The sequence below is a fragment of the Streptomyces sp. VRA16 Mangrove soil genome (genome assembly GCF_017377775.1).
Classification (GTDB): Bacteria; Actinomycetota; Actinomycetes; order Streptomycetales; family Streptomycetaceae; genus Streptomyces.
On sequence record NZ_JAFVLN010000005.1, the window covers coordinates 1 to 15,983 of the forward strand.

17 protein-coding genes and 2 pseudogenes are annotated in these 15,983 nt (G+C 67.9%); 9 read left to right on the forward strand and 10 right to left on the reverse strand.

The genetic code is table 11. The features are described from left to right. Positions 1-394: 394 nt before the first annotated feature. The 7 genes from J3486_RS14915 to J3486_RS14945 all read right to left on the reverse strand — a co-directional run bounded on the left by J3486_RS14915 (position 395) and on the right by J3486_RS14945 (position 6,614). Positions 395-1,027 (reverse strand): hypothetical protein, encoded by a 633-nt coding sequence (locus J3486_RS14915; RefSeq protein ID WP_207820807.1) that lies wholly within the window; start codon positions 1,025-1,027, stop codon positions 395-397. A gap of 73 nt (positions 1,028-1,100) precedes the next feature. Next, a complete protein-coding gene (locus J3486_RS14920) occupies positions 1,101-1,436 on the reverse strand; it encodes a hypothetical protein (RefSeq protein WP_207820808.1) in 336 nt (111 codons plus the stop codon). A 5-nt stretch (positions 1,437-1,441) separates the two neighbouring features. Then, on the reverse strand, positions 1,442-1,873 hold the full coding sequence (locus J3486_RS14925) for a DUF6573 family protein (protein ID WP_207820809.1): 432 nt from the start codon (positions 1,871-1,873) through the stop codon (positions 1,442-1,444). A gap of 86 nt (positions 1,874-1,959) precedes the next feature. Then, positions 1,960-2,352 (reverse strand): DUF3846 domain-containing protein, encoded by a 393-nt coding sequence (locus J3486_RS14930; protein WP_207820810.1) that lies wholly within the window; start codon positions 2,350-2,352, stop codon positions 1,960-1,962. An 801-nt stretch (positions 2,353-3,153) separates the two neighbouring features. After that, positions 3,154-3,903: a phosphoribosyltransferase family protein gene (locus tag J3486_RS44065; protein ID WP_307804817.1), complete on the reverse strand. Its 750-nt coding sequence runs from the start codon at positions 3,901-3,903 to the stop codon at positions 3,154-3,156. Next, positions 3,900-4,865 (reverse strand): DNA-processing protein DprA, encoded by a 966-nt coding sequence (locus J3486_RS14940; RefSeq protein WP_207820811.1) that lies wholly within the window; start codon positions 4,863-4,865, stop codon positions 3,900-3,902. Before J3486_RS14940 ends, J3486_RS44065 begins: the two co-directional genes overlap by 4 nt. Before the next feature lie 123 nt (positions 4,866-4,988). After that, entirely contained in the window at positions 4,989-6,614 is a 1,626-nt protein-coding gene (locus J3486_RS14945; RefSeq protein ID WP_207820812.1) for a hypothetical protein, read from the reverse strand. A 298-nt stretch (positions 6,615-6,912) separates the two neighbouring features. On the opposite strand from J3486_RS14945, the gene J3486_RS14950 reads away from it, so the two are divergent. From J3486_RS14950 to J3486_RS14970, 5 genes and pseudogenes are all read left to right on the forward strand, one after another. Then, on the forward strand, positions 6,913-7,440 hold the full coding sequence (locus J3486_RS14950) for a hypothetical protein (RefSeq protein WP_207820813.1): 528 nt from the start codon (positions 6,913-6,915) through the stop codon (positions 7,438-7,440). A gap of 1,110 nt (positions 7,441-8,550) precedes the next feature. Further along, positions 8,551-8,964, forward strand: coding sequence for a hypothetical protein (locus J3486_RS14955; protein WP_207820814.1), 414 nt, complete (start codon positions 8,551-8,553; stop codon positions 8,962-8,964). Next, positions 8,961-10,022, forward strand: a complete 1,062-nt coding sequence (locus J3486_RS14960; RefSeq protein ID WP_207820815.1) for a hypothetical protein — start codon at positions 8,961-8,963, stop codon at positions 10,020-10,022. Before J3486_RS14955 ends, J3486_RS14960 begins: the two co-directional genes overlap by 4 nt. A 64-nt stretch (positions 10,023-10,086) precedes the next feature. After that, positions 10,087-10,356, forward strand: a pseudogene (locus J3486_RS14965) (DUF6192 family protein); the annotation flags it as partial. 3 nt (positions 10,357-10,359) lie between these two features. Then, positions 10,360-10,770: a hypothetical protein gene (locus tag J3486_RS14970; protein ID WP_229378067.1), complete on the forward strand. Its 411-nt coding sequence runs from the start codon at positions 10,360-10,362 to the stop codon at positions 10,768-10,770. Between the two features lie 419 nt (positions 10,771-11,189). Here the strand turns inward: J3486_RS14970 and J3486_RS14980 are convergent, their stop codons facing one another. Then, positions 11,190-11,750, reverse strand: coding sequence for an SUKH-4 family immunity protein (locus tag J3486_RS14980; protein WP_207820816.1), 561 nt, complete (start codon positions 11,748-11,750; stop codon positions 11,190-11,192). A 225-nt stretch (positions 11,751-11,975) separates the two neighbouring features. On the opposite strand from J3486_RS14980, the gene J3486_RS14985 reads away from it, so the two are divergent. The 3 genes and pseudogenes from J3486_RS14985 (at position 11,976) to J3486_RS14995 (ending at position 14,094) form a co-directional block, all read left to right on the forward strand. Next, positions 11,976-12,992: a hypothetical protein gene (locus J3486_RS14985; protein ID WP_207820817.1), complete on the forward strand. Its 1,017-nt coding sequence runs from the start codon at positions 11,976-11,978 to the stop codon at positions 12,990-12,992. A gap of 227 nt (positions 12,993-13,219) precedes the next feature. Beyond that, positions 13,220-13,453 (forward strand): annotated as a pseudogene (locus tag J3486_RS14990) (transposase); the annotation flags it as partial. 104 nt (positions 13,454-13,557) lie between these two features. Further along, positions 13,558-14,094: a hypothetical protein gene (locus tag J3486_RS14995; protein ID WP_207820818.1), complete on the forward strand. Its 537-nt coding sequence runs from the start codon at positions 13,558-13,560 to the stop codon at positions 14,092-14,094. 262 nt (positions 14,095-14,356) lie between these two features. On the opposite strand, the gene J3486_RS15000 is transcribed toward J3486_RS14995, so the two are convergent. Next, on the reverse strand, positions 14,357-14,815 hold the full coding sequence (locus tag J3486_RS15000; RefSeq protein WP_207820819.1) for a PH domain-containing protein: 459 nt from the start codon (positions 14,813-14,815) through the stop codon (positions 14,357-14,359). 221 nt (positions 14,816-15,036) lie between these two features. Here J3486_RS15000 and J3486_RS15005 point away from each other — a divergent pair, with 221 nt between their 5' ends. Next, positions 15,037-15,585 carry a DUF4262 domain-containing protein gene (locus tag J3486_RS15005; protein ID WP_229378068.1) on the forward strand — a complete coding sequence of 183 codons (549 nt, stop codon included), beginning with the start codon at positions 15,037-15,039 and terminating at the stop codon, positions 15,583-15,585. Positions 15,586-15,626: 41 nt separating this feature from the next. On the opposite strand, the gene J3486_RS44070 is transcribed toward J3486_RS15005, so the two are convergent. Further along, the gene (locus J3486_RS44070) at positions 15,627-15,974 is read right to left on the reverse strand and encodes a transposase (protein WP_229378069.1); all 348 of its coding nucleotides are present in this window, start codon (positions 15,972-15,974) and stop codon (positions 15,627-15,629) included. Positions 15,975-15,983: the final 9 nt, after the last annotated feature.

Genomic DNA, 15,983 nt, shown 5'->3' on the forward strand with positions numbered 1-15,983 from the left:
GCTCCGCAGACACGACGCGCCGCCGCTACGCGGCGGGCACCCGGCGCTCCGCGCCGGGGCAACTCCCTTGCTTCGCAAGGGAGTTGGCGTCACTCCGTGACGCTGTGTCAGAAACGCTCCGCGTTCCTGACGGCTCGGATCGCTCCGCGATCCGGCCTGGGCAGCGACAGGGACGGGGCTGCTTCCGTCCGCGAAAAAGTATGGGATATCCGAGAAATGCGCTCCCTCCATTCCGGCGTGAGGCCGGTGGCGGAGCGCAGCGGAGCCGCCTGCCGGAACTCGCGTCCTTGACATTTCGTCAGCTCCCTTGCTGTGTTCGGTAGCTCCGCTGAGGTCGAATATACCCCGTGGGTGGGGCGGGAATTCCTTCCCGCCCCACCCCTTTTAAAGGGGATTAGTAGACGCGGAATCCTCCGCGCTTGGAGTTGTATCGCAGGAATTCCAGCCACTCATCCCACCAGGGGAATTCGCAGCGTACCTGCTTCTGGTCGGCCGGATCGGTCTTGTCCCAGGCGTCCAGCGCGGTCTTGATCTCGCGTTCGCTGACGAGCCAGCCGTCATTGCTGGTGAGCTTGTAGGCGGGGATTCCTGGCGTCTGAGGGTCGTGGTCGCGGGTGGCGCGCTCCGTGTCCAGGAAGGCGCGTTCCTGGTCGGTCAGGCGGGTGTGCGCGGCGTCGCGTTCGGGGCCCGTGGGGTGGTGCTCGGGGGCGTCGGGGTACTCGGTGAGGTCGTAGGTCTCCAGGGCGGGCCAGGGCGGCATGGGGGCGTCGGTCATCATGTCGAGTGCGCCCATGAGTTGGCGGGCGGTGCCCATGCCCCAGATGTTGAGGCGGAAGTACAGGCCGGTGCGGGCCTTGTCGTACGCGTTCCAGGCGGCGTTGAGCTGGTCTTCCAGGGCGGTCGCGGCGGGGCCGCTGGCGGTGTTCATGTACTGGCAGCGCAGTTCTTCGACGTGTTCGGCTGCTTCCTGGATGGCGGCGGCCTGCTGGGGGTCGGGTTCGGTCGCGCTGTACATGTCGTAGCCCATGGGTCTGTCTCCTTTGGGTTGGTTCTGTGGTGGCCGGGGCGGGGGTGCCACTCCCCCGCCCCGGTGGTGGGGGTTACTGCCCGCAGAACGGGGGCTGTTCTTCGGGTTTGTGGATCTCGGAGTTGGTTGTGCGGATGATGTCGTAGGCGTGGAGGTCGACGAGGGACGCGGTCACGTCTCCGTAGAATTCCGCGATTCGCACGACGCCGTTGTCGGTGTTCCACAGCGATTTCGGGGTGGCGTATTCCGCGACGTTCGGAAAGAAGTCGAGGACGGCTTTGGCGGCATTTTCGACGGCCTGTTGGTAGGTTTCTCCGTGGGTAACGACGGCGAATTTGCAGTCGGTGAGCTGGGTCATGTAGTTGAGCCAGTCGCAGACGAACGTGTACGTGTCGGCGGCGGTTTCCACGGTGGTCAGCCCTCCTCGGGGAGCATGATCGTGATGACCGGTTCGCCTCGGTCACCGGGCCCGATCTCCGCCACGAGACGGGCGAGTTGGGGGGCGCGGGAGCGGCCGTCGCGCTTGATGCGGTGCAGGGTGACGTGGGCGTGGGTGCCCTTGCTGCGGCCGATGGCGAGGCGGGACATGATCAGGACGTCCCACAGGCGGCCGGTCTGGTCCTGCACGGTGTTCTGCTGCTGGTTGTCGGCGTCGGTCCAGGCCACGCAGTCTTCCCAGGCGGCCTGGGTGAGGGCGACCGGGACGCGGAACCCGGCCTCGTGGGCAAGGGCGCGGGGAGCTTCGACGAACAGGCCGTGATCGATGGCCTGGGCGCGGGTCATGCCCTGGACGACGTAGAAGCCGTCCCGGTGGGCCTGTTCGGGGGTGTAGTCGTGGTCGGTCACGGTGGGTGCCCTTCGGACGTGGGTTGGGTCTTTGGTGACCCGGGGGCGGCGCTGCCACGGCGCCGCGCCCGGGCGGTGGGGGTGGTTCAGTGGCGGGTGCGCTGGGCGGGGATGCGTCCGGCGGTCAGGTGCATCTCTACGAGGTGGGCGGCTTCGTCGGTGGTGAGGCCGAGGGTGTTGCCCTCGGCGTCAGCGCCGCCGGTGAACAGGGCGTGCCCGTAGTAGGTCTGGTGGGCCGGGCGATGGAGGGCGTAGAGGCGGGTGGCGCAGGGGTTCGCGGGTGAGTCGTTGAGCATGCCTTCGTCGTCGACCCAGAGGGTGAGGCGCTCGGTGATCTGGGCGGCGTCGATGTGGTCGCAGTCGAGTGCGGCGTAGAGGAGCTTGAGGCGGTCGTTCTCGGTGGCGGGCCAGTCGAGGAGACGGAAGCGGCCGTCGGTGCGGATGAGGAGCGCGAAGCTGGTGGTGGTACTGATGGGCATGGTTCTCCCCTGAAATCGGGTGTGGTTCTTTGGTGTTGGGGGCTTTGCCACAAGCCCCGCGAACAAGACAAATATATCGCACTTCAAAGAATATGGAGGGGTTTTCGGGATCTTTCCCGGCGTGTCTTGCCAGCTCAGGGGCCGGATTCTCGGGCGGGTGGGGCGCAGGGCGGGGTGTGCCGGGGCCCCTCGGCGCGTCGCGCCGTGGGCAAGGAGTCCGGCAGCGCGGAGCGAGTGAGCGGGGCGCGGAGCGGCCCGGGAACGTCTGCCGGTCTCCGCAGCGCGTGAGAGCGCGGAGCGCTCGGTGCGGCGGGCGCGGAGCGGCCGTCGCACACGCGGCCAGGCCGGTGCAGCGCGGAGCGGCTGCGCCGGCCGTCCGGCACACGCCGGGCTGCGCCCCACCCGCCCGAGAAAGAAGTCGTGGTGCGCCCTGTACGGCCCGCAGGGAGCCAACGGCGCGCGCCCCGTGCTGCGCCCTGCTTCCCCTGGGCCTTGGGCGTGCGTCGGCCCGCTGGGTACGGGGGGATCCAGCGGGCCGACGGGCCTCATGCTCGCACGCCGCATTCGACGTGGACGGCGGTTCGGGACACCGGGGTGGTCTCAGGTGGCCGGCCACTTCGGCCGGACAATCGCGGCGAGGTGGGCTACGAGGTCGAGAGCGGCCTCACCCCAGTCGGCGGGGCAGCGGTAGGCGTCGATCGCGGTCTAGTAGTCACCCAAACCTGCATCACACCCGTTCGACACGAAGCGTCCCCCTGTCCGACCGAAGCCAGCCGATAGGCCCAGTCCCTCGTGTCTGGGTCAGTGCCCTCCGCTCCAGGGGACTCGGGCGAGAACGAGCCCCCGGACGTCGGCGGCTCCGGTCGCCCGGAGTCGGAGCGCGACGTGCTGCAGCTGGGAGCCGCTGGTGAAGACGTCGTCGACCAAGAGGACGGTGGCCCCCTTGATATCGCTGGTGTCTCCGGTCCAGGTCAGCGCGGCGGCATGCGCGGCAGCGGCCGCCCGCTTCTCGTCCACAGTCCGGTTCGCGGACCGGGGTGTTTCCACATGCTTCACCAGCCGGTGCGCGCCCGGCGGGCTGAGCGGGTAGGCCCGTGTCACGTCCTCCGTGTAGGCGGCGTCCATGATCGCCTCAATGTGCTGGATGGGCCGGCGGCCGATGTGGGTGGGGTTGCCGACGATGTGGTCGACGCCCCGCATCTGCTCAGGGTGGCTGTCCATCCAGCCGACGAGGAGCCGGCCAAATATGAGCGCCCAGCCGGTCCTCCCCTCGTATTTCAGCGAGTGGATTTTGTCGCGCAGGGCTCCGGAGTACATGGCCACCGCGTCGACGCGGGAGAACCCCCGCTCGGCTTCCGAGAGCGCACACAGTCGGTTGCCGCACTGCCTGCCGGGCGCGATGGCCTGGGAACAGACCGGGCAGTGGGGCTCGGCGACGGGCTGGAGGGTGCGGCCGGCGCAGTCGGAGCACAGGCGGGCGGTGCCGGTGATGCGGTAGGCACATACCGGGCAGTCGGGGAAGCCTGCCGGGTCGGGGAGACTGGCCGTCACAGGCCGGCCAGGGCAAGCTGCTGTCGTTGCTGGCCGGCGGCCTGGATGTCGGCGGCCTGGCCGAGGCGGTCGGTGATGTCGCTGGAGGCGGTGACCAGGATCGCCCTCCCTTCGTTCAGCATCTTCTTGGCCCAGGGCTGTGCGTCGGCAAGGGAGCGGATCAGGAAGACGAGCTTGCCGTGCTCGGCGGCCAGGCGGGCCTGCATCTTCGCGCCTGACGTGCTGGAGGCCTCGATGACGACGCTTCCCAGCGTGGTGCCGGAGGTGACGACGTTGCGGCGGGGGAACGTGTACTTCGCCGGGGGGCTCGTGGGCCAGAACTGGCTCAGCAGCGCTCCCCCAGCACTGAGGATCGCCTTCGCGAGCGGGCGGTTCTCGGCCGGGTAGATCGGGGCTGCGATGCCGGTGCCCATGACAGCGAAGGTCCGGCCGGCCGCGGTGAGCGTTGCCTGGTGGGCGGCTGCGTCGATGCCCTTGGCGAGACCGCTGGCGATCACGACGTCGTGTTCGACGAGCTCGCGGGCCATCCGTGTCGCCCGGCGCAACCCAGCCTCGGATGCCTGGCGGGTGCCGACGATGGCGATGGAGCGGGCGTCACGCTGATCGAGCTCGCCGCGGTAGAAGAGGAACGGCGGCAGGTTGCCGATCACGCGCAGATTCGCCGGGTAGTCCTTGTCCAGGACGGTGACCAGGTGCGCGCCGGCCTTGTCGGCGGCGGCCAACTCGTCGTCGACGCGGGCACGGGCATCGTCCAGGCCTGCTGCCAGGGCCTGCTGCAGCAGGGGGCGGTTCTTGGTCGCGGCGCGCGAGTCCTCGTGCAGTTGTCCGCCCATGAGCGCGGCCAGGCCCTCGGGACTCTGGGCGCCGCGGGCGATCAGGCTCCAGTCGAGGGTGGCCTCGCCGGCGCGCAACGCGCACAGGGTCAGCAGATCGTGCTGGTCAGCGGTGATATCGAGGTCCATCAGGGTGTCCTTCTACTCGTGGCCCCAGGATGTTCGAAGGATGAAGCGCGGTTCTCGGGCCACTTCCATCATGGCGTACGGAGCCCCCGTACGGACAGGAAGGGGGGCCGTCGAGCCGGTTCCTCAGCCCTGCCGCCGCTGTTCCATACGGGCGAGGGCTTCGGCGAGCTGGGTGGCCCCGCCGGGCGCGGCGACCGGTTCCCAGATGATCCCTACCGCGAGACAGATGCCGCTGACCAGGCGCTCAGCCTCGCTGGTGTCGTACCACTGCTCGACCTGCCCTGGCAGGGCAATCCACCACAACGCGGTGGTCGTCGTCTTCCCGGTAGGCACGAGGTACTCGCCGCGCCAGACGAGGGGGTACGCGTGCTGCTGGAGGTGGGTGAGCATGTCCGCGAGGTGCCGCTGCCGGGCGATCTTGTAGGCGGTCATGGGAGAGCGGATACCCGCAGGAATCGGGCGGGGTGCCGGATGATCCATCCGGGCAGGGGCCGCCTCAGGGGCCTGGGGTTCGACGGCGGCCTCCCCGGCGGCGGCAAAGTGCTCCATAGCCGTCGTCAGGACCGTCGACGGCCCTTCCTCCGCTCCTCCAGGGCCCGTGGTCGTCTGGAAGTGCGCCAGGGTGACGTCGTTGGTGGTGAAGGGATCGATCGTGACGCCGGGGCGCAGCTGGTAGACGGTGTGGCGCGAGGGGTACTTTCCGATGGTCAGTGCGATGACCCGTGCCGCTCCGGCCTCGCTGAGGATGGTGCGGGCCCATTCGAGGGACTTGCCCTCGGTCGTGAAGTCGTCGAAGACGATCACCGTCTTGCCGGCGATCTTCTTTCTATAGGCCGGGTTGACTCGTACGGTGCGGGCCTGGGCGGCGATGGAGATGTCCCGGCCCGTCAACTGGCCGACGCTCCTCTTGTACCGTTCCAAGCTGGTATCCGGGGCCTGGGCAACGCGTTCGAGAAGGTCCTCCTTGTAGGAGGAGCCGGTCATGACCTTGGCGCGGTCCAGGAAGCCGGCGAGCTGCGGGTTGCCCTTGGCGGGTGTGCTGCTGGGGTACACGCAGAAGAAGCTCTGACCAGGCAGCGCGCCGTCGAGGTAGGCCGCACACAGAAGTTGCAGCATCAGGACGTCGCGGGCGTCCTGATCACCGACCTTGACGGTGTTCTCGTAGGTGAAGATGTCCTTGATCGTGAAGGTCCGGCCGCCGCCGCGGGGGAACCGCGCGTTGAAGGGCAGCATCGAACGGATCGCGAAGGCGCGGTCCTCGTCCTCGAGATGGAACGCCCAGCGGGGCTCGTGCAGCAGGAAGTACTCCAGAAGCTCGATGACGTCGGCCGGCTCGTCGGACATCAACGAGGTGATCTTCGCTCCCAGGCGGCTGGCCCAGCGGGCATGGATGTGGACGACGCCGGCATGGATGCCTGTGTACCAGTCGAACTGCGAGGTCCCGATGAGAATGAGCTGGTTCATACGAAGGCCGAGTCGGTCCGCGACCGCCTCCAGCCAGGCCTTGTTGCCGCGCTTCGCCTTGTCCGGGATGTCGTCGCGGCACAGATGCAGGGCCGGTTCGGGAAGGCCGGCCGCAGCAAGGGCCGACTTGGCGTCCATCGGGTCGTTGGTCAGCAGCACCCACGCCACATCGCGTTGATCGAGCCACCGCAGCAGTTCAGCGATCCCATGGTGCGCGCGTCCGGGCCCGTGCAGGACTGCCTTGTAATCGATCGCAACCGCGCGCACAACGCACTTCTCGTCCAACGCCGCCCCCACTGCTGTGCCCTGATCATGAGCTGACCTTCCTCCCATAATCTAAGCCGGTCTGACCCCGTACCCTCAGTTTGCACTGGACGCTCGTGAGCGCCGTCACGTCGCCGTCGCGGGCCAACCAGGGACTCCTCCGATTCACACCGCAACAACGTCCCTTGGGCCAGAGCCTGCTACGGGCCCGCCTGTCAAGGCGCTGGCACCCATCGGGCCGACTCCTACGGTTCCCGCACGCTGTCGCTCCCTCCAGTGCTCCACTGAGGACGAACGCCGGTATCACCGAGGAGCCGCCGTGCCCGCCTTCACCGAGCTGCCCGCCACCGTGGCCACCGAACTGGGTGACCGCCTCAAGAACGCCACCGAGGACCAGGAGATGATGACGGTCACCGCCGACTCGGCGCAGCTGGCCGAACACGCGGTCCGGTCCCTCCTGGCCGACGGCGCCGCGGACCTGATCCATGTCACCGTGCGGGCACCCGCGAACCGCACAGCAGTCATCGGCGCCCTGCACGCGGCGCTCCTGCCCAGCCCCGGGCGCCGGCCCCGCCCCCGAATCCTGTCCGAGGCCGAAGGCGCCATCGACGCCGCGCTCGACCGCCGCACCCGCCCCGTCCTGATGGTCGGCGACGCGCAACAGCTGCGCAGCGACGGCCTGCAGTGCCTGTACGGCACCTGGCGCGCCGCCACCGACCGCCACCGCCCCTTTCCTCTCATCCTCACCGGCACCGCACGGCTGTCGGCCGTCCTGAAGCGCCCCGTGCTCGACAGCGTCAACAGCCGCATCTGCTACCGCTACCAGATCCGTGAGCTAGGAGACTGAGGCACCCCGCAACGTTCTGGGCATAGCGGATGAGGTCATCGTCCATGGCGTCCTCAGGGAGCAGCGGGTCGTGGGCTCGGTCGGTGCCGAACCTGTGGGCACTCCAGGCGTGGAAGACGATGTCGTTCATATCGCGCCCCTCGGATGAGGCGCGGATGGTGTCGTGGGCGTGGCGGTCGATGAGGGAGCGTCAGCGGGTAGGGCCGGTGGTGGATGGTGAGGCTCCACGTCGCCAGTCCGAGGGCTTTTGGCTGCGGAACGTCTCACCGCTCGCGATCCGTGCCTTGTTGCGGGCGAACTCCCGCTCGGCTGTGGACAGTTGCCGCGGCGCACAGCCAGGATGGCCCCAGCGTTCGGCGACCTTCGTGATGACCTCGCCCCTGGCGTAGTCCTTGAAGCAGGCCGGGCAGGTGCCGGGATACGCGGCGCGCACCGCACCGCACCACGCGGCAGCGGCACCGTTTTCTTGGCCGCCGTCTTCTTGGCCGTGCTGCTCTTTGCGGCCGGCTTCTTACCAGCCGCCTTCTTCCGTGCGGTCTGCGCCCGCTGGATCGCGTCGCGCTGCGCCTTACCGGTCCGCTTCTTCGGCTTCTTCGGCTGCTGCCCGCGTGCCGCCTTCGCGGCCTGGTGTGCCGGGGTCTGGTTCACCCGCGGATCGTAGAGCGGGTCTGGTGGCAACGCCGCCGCCCGCCACGCACGGGGCCCTCGGGACGGCAGCGCAGGGAAGTCCACCACGGCGCCCGCAGCTACCGTGCGCTGTGTACAGCGCGTCACGCGCCCACATGGGGGGGTACATGGTTCCGGCTGCAGGGGGCGCCGTTGGACGCCCTTCGCGGGGCGGATAGGGGTGAGTCCGGCCCCGACGGGAGGTGCAGCGCATGAAAGTTGGCCGGCGCCCAATCCCGCCGGAGCGGGGTGGCAAGGGCGCCGGCCTCACCAAAGAACCAGCCCTCCAAGGGCGAACCCGCGGGAACTGACGGGTTCGAGTGTAGCGGGGGGCGCCCGCGCAGGAACGCGTTCTGCACCCCTGAATCTCGAAAGTCCGATAGTTTTGTTTTGCTGGCCGATGGTCCGGCTCTGCTTCCTGCGCCCGCCTTGAGGAGTTCGTCTGTGTCCGACATCCAGGAGACCGTGGTGCGTGCGCGTGCGGATCGTCTCCTTCAGGCGGCCGAGCCGCTGTATGCCATGTTCACCGCGCACCGCCACAACCAGGCACTGTCCCGTGACGTGGTCGAGGTCCTGGCGCAGACCATCGACGATGACGTCGCCTACCCGGCAGTCCTCGCCGGTTTCGTCGAGCGCTACCGCGAGCGGCTGGAGCTGGCCTACGCCGACTACGGCCCCACCAGTACGCATTTCCTGAAGCATGGCCGCTGTCTGCTGGCCAGCCAGCCCGAGAGCCTGATCATCTTCGAGCGGCTGTCCGGCATCGGCTCCCGGTTCCGGCTGAGGAGCGCGTGGGAGGGCCGGCTGCCGGGGACGATGCTCGAGGACATGGGGCAGATTTGGGGAGTGGCGCTGTGATCCGGGCCGGCCGGGCGCAGTTCGTGCAGACGCGGGACGAACTCGCCGAGGCGGCAGCCCCGTTCACCGGGATGAAGCCGTCCACGTTCGCCAAGCACAAGCCCTATACCGCCGAGGGTTTTCCCGCGCCGATCAGTTCGGCGGGCGCGCGGGTGCTGTTGTGGGACCGTGAGCAGACCGCGGCCTACTACACCGGCGAGGCGATCCCCACCCTGCCCGAGGGCGGCGGCGAGGAGGACCTCCTGGACCGCAACGAGGCCGCCGCCCTGCTCGGGGTGTCGCCCAAGTCGTGGGACACCTACAAGACGCACCCCGAGATCCAGCCCCACCTGGTGAAGATCAAGGGGGTGGAGCACTGCCCGCGCCGGATCGTGACCCGCTTCGAGGATGCCCGCAAGGCGGCACCGGGCAGAGCCGGCAACAAGGGCCGCCCCAGGGGCAGCGGCGACATGGTGCCCCGCGACGAAATCGACGCCCGAGTCGGTGAACTCCTCGACGCGGATGCCGCCGTCACCTCCAAGACGGTCATCGAGGAACTCGGGCTGTCGTACGTGACCGCAACCCGCGCCTTGACCCGCCTGCGCGGCGCTCGCATCGCCGACCTCCTCGAGGCCCAGCCCGCACTCACGGGCGAAAAGGCCGCGGCCCACCTCAACTACCCGACCGCCGTGCACCGCACCGCGATCGCGTACGCGCGCACCGAACTCAAGGCCAGAACCTGGCAGCCGTATGTGCAGCAGATCGCCGACCAGCTCGCCGCCGAGCACCTGGCCGAGCCCCAGGACGTCGCGATGGTGCAGGTAGCCGACGACGTGGTGGCCGCGGCCGTGGTGCTCGCCGACGGCGCGCCCGCGCCGGCGCTCGTGTGGGACGAACGGTGGGGCTGGCGCACCGCGACCAGCCGCCGGCACCCGATCGGCAAGGAAACGGGCCAGCCGCCCCAAGGCGACGGCATCCGGTACATCAGCCCGGCACCGCAACCACGGGCCGAGGACATCCTCAACGTCCTGACCGAGAGCCGTCGCGAGTCACGCACACCCACCACCGACACGCGGTGACAGCCGCTGGCAGGAAGAACGCCCGCACCGATGACGAAGACGAGTACGCCCACGCCCGACATCGGAACGGATCAGGCAGACCACCCCGGCCGTCCGCAAGATCGAGCACACCATCGAATACCTCGACCTGGTCGGCTCCTGCCACGGCTTCGTGGCCACCCTCGGCCGTCGGGTCCCCCAGCTGCGCGGGCAGGAGTTCACCGAGGATGAGCGAGAGACCGTCCGGCGGCAGATCGGCCGGGTCCGCGCGGCGGCGGACTGGCTCGAAGGCGCGCTCGACAACGGCGAGTTCACCCTCGATGAGCAGCTGACCCAGCTACTCAAGGGCGAGTAGGCGATGCTCCGTCGCACAGGCCAGCCGCTGAACGAGCACTACGGCGACCTGGTCCGCGTCGCGCTGATGGAGGCCAGACCGGCCGGCCTGCACACCGTCCAGCTCGTCGCCGCCACCCGGCTGAAGAAGTCCCAGGTCCAGCGCGGTGTCCGCCACCTGCGCGACGTCGGCGCCGCGGAGAACCTCACCCCTGTCATCTGGCGGCGCAAGGACGGATACATGTTCTCCGACGACCCCGCGGACTGGATCGAGTATGAGAAGAAGCAGCTCTCCCAGGTCCTCGGCCGCCTCACCCGGATGATCACGGGCACGCTCGCCCCGCACCTGGTCCGCTGCCCCGAAGACGAATGGGCCCAGCTGGTGGCCGCCCAGCTCACCGGGGTATCCGCGACCCTCGCCCAGCTCTCGAAATAGCCCTGTCCCGCTCCCTCCGCCATCGACGAGTCCGCCATGCCGAGCCCGGTCCGCCGTCGTCGCTACCCGTCCGACACCACAGTCGCCGAGTGGGCCCTTCTCGAACCGCTCCTGCCCGTTCCGGCCTGCGAGACCAAGACCGGCGGGCACCCGGAGAAGTGGCCCCGCCGGCAGATCGTCGATGCCATCCGCTCCACCACATCGCGCACATCTGACCGCCGCTCGACTCCCTGGAACTGGCCTGATTCCGGGAGCGTCGCCGTCCACACCACTTCCATCGATCCCCCAAGGCCACTGCCGGCGTCGCAAACCTTGGCCACGGTACGACCCTCAGCACCGACTCCCGATGCGTGGAAGCGGCGAGGCATGGAACGCAGGGGCTCGGAAGCCCCTCACCGAACAGACTGAGCGCCCTCCGCTCAGCCAGCGAGCAACCCGGCCTGGGCCTCGATCTCCGCCAGCCAGAGGCTCCCCACCTCCCAGGCTTCAGGGTCGATTCCCTCCAAACGCTCTGCCAGCGCTGCGAGGGCCACCGCAGGAGACGACTCCTGGTTGCGGAGATCGACGAAGTCCCGAAAGGCCAGCAGGGAGGAGAGGAACCGCGGAATACTGGTATTGAAGACATGGATCCCGGTGCCTCGCTCACGGTCGATGAGCAGCACAAACCCGGGTCGGGTCCGATCCAGCACCACCGGATTGCCCGACCCATCAGACCCGATCACCACAAACCGGTCGACGTCCTCGACGAACACATCGGACAAGGCCCAGGTTTCCAGCGGACACGGCAGCTGCGGATCGTCGAAGGCCAGGAACGGGGCTGCCTCTTCGGGAATCCCAACGTCTGTCAGTACGGCCACATGCCGCTCGGGCATGCCCAAGGACTCCACCTCGCCCGGGGTGTATTGCCTGAGTCTGAAGAAGTCACCCATCGGCCACGCGCGGCGAAAGTGCTCCTGATCGAACTGATCACGCGACTGCATGGAGAAGATTCTTGCCGCCCACGTCACAGGTGACAACGCTTGCTGGCCGCACGTGACGCGGAGGTTCAGAAACACTCACTGAGGCTCAGGTGAGGAGCTTCTGCCGCCCCTCGTTGTGATGAACCGCGGCGCGTTGTCCTGGGTCGCGCGTGGCAGTGGGCCTTAGATGTCTGTGGGCCGTGAGCGCCCGGCCGCGCGAGGTCAGCCCCCATTCGCATCCTCGTCGTGCAACGGCCAGAAGCTCATCTCACCAACCGCAAGCGTCGCGTCCTCACGACCGCGGCCGACTCCAGGGGGCAGGAGTCGGCGTGGGAGTTGAACGAGATGACGACACCGCAGCACACCCTGCTCCATCTCACTGCAGACCGTCGCCGCAGCACCGGTGAGTCCCATCAGTCGCTTCTCCCGCTGCTGCCCGAGGACGGCAGCGCGCTGTCCATCCCCGATGCCCGCCGCCTGGAGCAGGCCGAGCTGGAAGCCGACTTGTTCCTGACGCTGGGAAGCATGGGCGGCTTTTCCGTGCATCCGATGGGGATCGTCCGACTGCGCCCGCGACCGGACCAGTTGACCATCCAGCTGCTCCACGAACCGTATGTCGTCTGGTACTGGGCCGACCTGCTCCTGCCGCGCATCAATGACGAGGCCGGGCATCCGCGCGACCGGGTGAGCGGGATCCCGGGGCTGCGATGGCGCGTTGTCGGCAAGACCGTGCAGTTGTACCGGCCGGACATGCCCACGCGGATCGTCCTGACCGGCTCCAACGTGCGCTGGTGGCGCCATGTGACCCGGCGCATGGAGGCCGACTACCCCACCCTTGTGCGGCATCCCGGCTGGACACCGCACGAACGCGCCGCCTACGAGGCCCCCGGCCCCCACCCCTACCCGCCGGCCAGACTCTTCTCCCCGCTCCTTCGGCGCCTGCGCGCGACCGCCGGCACGCAGCCACTCAACTCCACTGACGCCTGGAGCTCAGGCGACGCCTGGCGCCTCGAAGCCACCGACGGGCCGTCCTGCCCCGACCTCGTACGCCTCCTCGGCCACGGCCCCACCGCAATGGGCTGGACCGTGAGCCACAAATCGTGCACCTGCCCGTGCGATCACGAACACGGCTCCTGCACCATCGACTTCCACGACCCGCGAACGGGCGCCTCCATCTACTACACCAACGGCCGCTGGCGCCGCACCCTCACCCTCAGACATCTCCAGCGCACGAGAGAACTCAACACCGCAGCACTCACCTGAGAGCACACACTCCTTGCCGCACAATGTCGAAGAGCGTGGCTGACGACGGTGGGAGCGCGGGCCGGAGGAGTTGCACCTCGCACCGGCCAGTACGGGGCAGGTCACGTTATGGCGCCGGCCAAGGGGTTTGCTCGCGGGCAATGCCACACCGCGGCGTCCACAGGGAAGACCGGCGGCCACCTGGCCGACGGTGATTGGTCCGTGGCTTGGTGTTCGGTCACCACCTGCGCCGATGGCTCCGCAAGCGAGGCATCCGCCACCGCATCGCCCGCAAAGGCATCGAGTCCTCCAAGCGGCTGGGCCGCCACCGCTGGGTCGTCGAGAGGACGGTGTCCTGGCTCGCCGGCTGCCGACGCCTGCACCGCCGCTACGAGCGCAAGGCCGAACACGTCCTGGCCTTCATCGGCGTCGCCGCAGCCCTCATCAGCTACCGCCGATTCGCCACGGTTCTCAGGGCCTGAGCCGGTTCTGCTGCACGTCCAAGCAGACCAGCCTCATCGAATCGGCCAGGTCTGCTGCGTAGGCCGAGGCTTCCTCAGCAGCGCTGGCCGGTAGCGTCTGCCAGGTGACCGACGACGCCGTCATCTGGAACCGGCTCGCTGCCTTGCTGCCTAAGTCCGAAGCCCAGGAAGTCAAAGACTGCTGGGACATCGGAGAGCAGGAGGCAGGACTTGGCCTGCTCGTCTCCGGCATCCTCGGCCACAAGGTGCTGATCAGTGAGACGGTCAGGGCCCAGATCTCCGTACTCGCAGAGACCTGGGGCGAGCGGGAGGCCCTCACACCCCAGATCCTTCAGTGCCGTGTTGAAGCCACACCGGGCCCCATGAAATTGATCGAAGGCGACGGAAGCACCGTCCCCGAGGCAATAGATATGGCCGAGGACCTGGACGGTCTCGTCCTTGTCCCCTGGATCACCTGCACGAGGTGCGGCCAGGTCCTCATACGCGCCCATGCCCGAGAAAGCTGGGGAGATCTCTCCTACCTGGCGCGGCACTACGTCATCACGACGCCGAACCGGGACACCATCCTGCGTCTGTTCGCTGCCGACTACGCCAGTACGGCCTTCGGTGCCCTCCAACGGGCATGTTCAAACGCACCATAAGGCTAAGAACGGCTAACACAATGAGCTACATCAGCCTGGTTATGTATCTCAGTGCGGGAGTCGTTTCGAGGTGATTCCGGGAGCCACCTTCTGACCGAGTTTGCGATGTCGGTTTGTTTTGAAGTCACTGCGGGGCTTGCGGTGGGACGGTGGGGTGTGCTTCTGCCGCTGGGGGCCTCATGGGGACGCGAATCCTACCGGCTCGCCCACACCAGGGCTCTGGCCGAACAGGCAGCCACTGGCTGAACCGACCTTCGCTCCTTCAATCACTCATTGCGAGAGACCAGCGTTCTTGGATGACAGCCTGCTTCCGCTCAAGCTCCGCATCCCGCATCCGATTCGTGGAGGTCCCCGGAATCGTGAGCGAACGCCTGCCACCTCTGACGATCCGCAGGTCCGACCAGATTCCGCTCCGCAACACCCGTTGCCGCCTCTCGATCCCAGCTACCTCGCTCCACGGGATCGATCGCCTGCTGAAAAGGGTGCGGAACTCCAACCCCGCCGCGGTGAGGAGCACCCGGCCATAGATCGAGCTCATCTCGCTCAAAAGCACTGCCACCGAGAAGACCCCTAAGGCTCCGAACAGCCACCATTCAACCGGCCCACGCACGGTCAAGCTCATCGCCACCATCACAGCGGCCAGTGCAAGCGTCACGACGCCGTTCCGCCACCAATACCTTCGGCGATCATCAGAGTTGAAGCCGATCCAGACATCGGGCATAACCACAATGCTACCGACACGCAGACGAGTTACACGCCTGAGGTGTGTCACCCCTCGCGCTGCGGCAGCTCTGACGGACAGCCGCAGCGGCGAAGTGACATCAAGAATCGGTTCTGGCACAGATCTTGGGGAGTCGTCGCGGACCGTGATGGCGCTGTTCGATTGAGAGGGGCCGCAACCCTGGTGGCCGTCAGTGAGGGCTCACCTCGTACCCTCCGCACATGACTGATGATCCGTTCCAGTGCCGCTGTGTTCTCTGCCATGACTACGGTGACCGGGATGAGGCGGGCCGTATGGAACTGACGGTCATCGAGCATGTTCAGCAGCACGGTTGGCACGTTGCGATGGTTCCTGAAGACGAGATCGGTCCTGGGTTCGCTTACACGATCGGCCTCGCGCACACGTACGGCAGAGCTGAGCTCGCCATGTTCGGGCTCGACGTCCATGCCATGCACCGCATGCTCAACACTCTTGGAGAGAAGACCGCCGCGGACGAAGCTCTGGCGGACGGCCAGAGCCATTCTGGCGTTGTCGCCGGTTATCGAGTCGGGCTCAGGCAGGTTGATCGAGGCTGGTACCGGACCTTCTTCGGGCAGGCCCTCGGGTTCTACCGGCGGCCGCCTCTCCCCGTGCTGCAAGTCGCGTGGCCCGATGTCGAAGGCCGTTTCCACTGGGACGAGCAGGCTGACGAGCGGCATCGGCAGTCACAGCCTCAGCTGTGGCTGCCTCCGGGCGACCATCCTGTAGGAGTCTGGACGGCCGAACTCTGATCTGAGACGCGGCGATTGGCGGATCCTGCACCGGCGGTGCGCTACTGAAGCAAGATCACCTTTCGCAAGAGTTCGAATCCGGCTCGGCCGTAGAGCTGCCGCTTGATCTTCTTGATGCGGTTCACGGCGCCTTCAATACTGCCCGAGCTCCAGTCGAGCGTGAGGCCGGCGGTCACGGCGTCGAGGTCTCGGAGCATGTGGAGGGCGAATCCGGTGAGCCCGGGCAGCTGGCTGGCGCCCACGGCGTCGATCCAGGCAGGAAGCGTGAGGCCGAGGCGTTCGGTGAGGATCTCGCCGAAATCGCGGACGTGCCCGGCAGCTGCATCCAGTTCGGGACAGCGGGCCAGGACGTCCTTCAGTCCGGCCCGGTCCTCCTCGGTGAGAGTCATGGGATGTCG

Coding starts and splice junctions, on each gene's coding strand:
- J3486_RS14915 (WP_207820807.1), bottom strand. CDS start 1,027: ATGGGCTACGACATGTACAGCGCGACCGAACCCGACCCCCAGCAGGCC.
- J3486_RS14970 (WP_229378067.1), top strand. CDS start 10,360: ATGCTCCGTCGCACAGGCCAGCCGCTGAACGAGCACTACGGCGACCTG.
- J3486_RS14940 (WP_207820811.1), bottom strand. CDS start 4,865: ATGGACCTCGATATCACCGCTGACCAGCACGATCTGCTGACCCTGTGC.
- J3486_RS15000 (WP_207820819.1), bottom strand. CDS start 14,815: ATGCCCGATGTCTGGATCGGCTTCAACTCTGATGATCGCCGAAGGTAT.
- J3486_RS14980 (WP_207820816.1), bottom strand. CDS start 11,750: ATGCAGTCGCGTGATCAGTTCGATCAGGAGCACTTTCGCCGCGCGTGG.
- J3486_RS15005 (WP_229378068.1), top strand. CDS start 15,037: ATGACTGATGATCCGTTCCAGTGCCGCTGTGTTCTCTGCCATGACTAC.
- J3486_RS14930 (WP_207820810.1), bottom strand. CDS start 2,352: ATGCCCATCAGTACCACCACCAGCTTCGCGCTCCTCATCCGCACCGAC.
- J3486_RS44070 (WP_229378069.1), bottom strand. CDS start 15,974: ATGACTCTCACCGAGGAGGACCGGGCCGGACTGAAGGACGTCCTGGCC.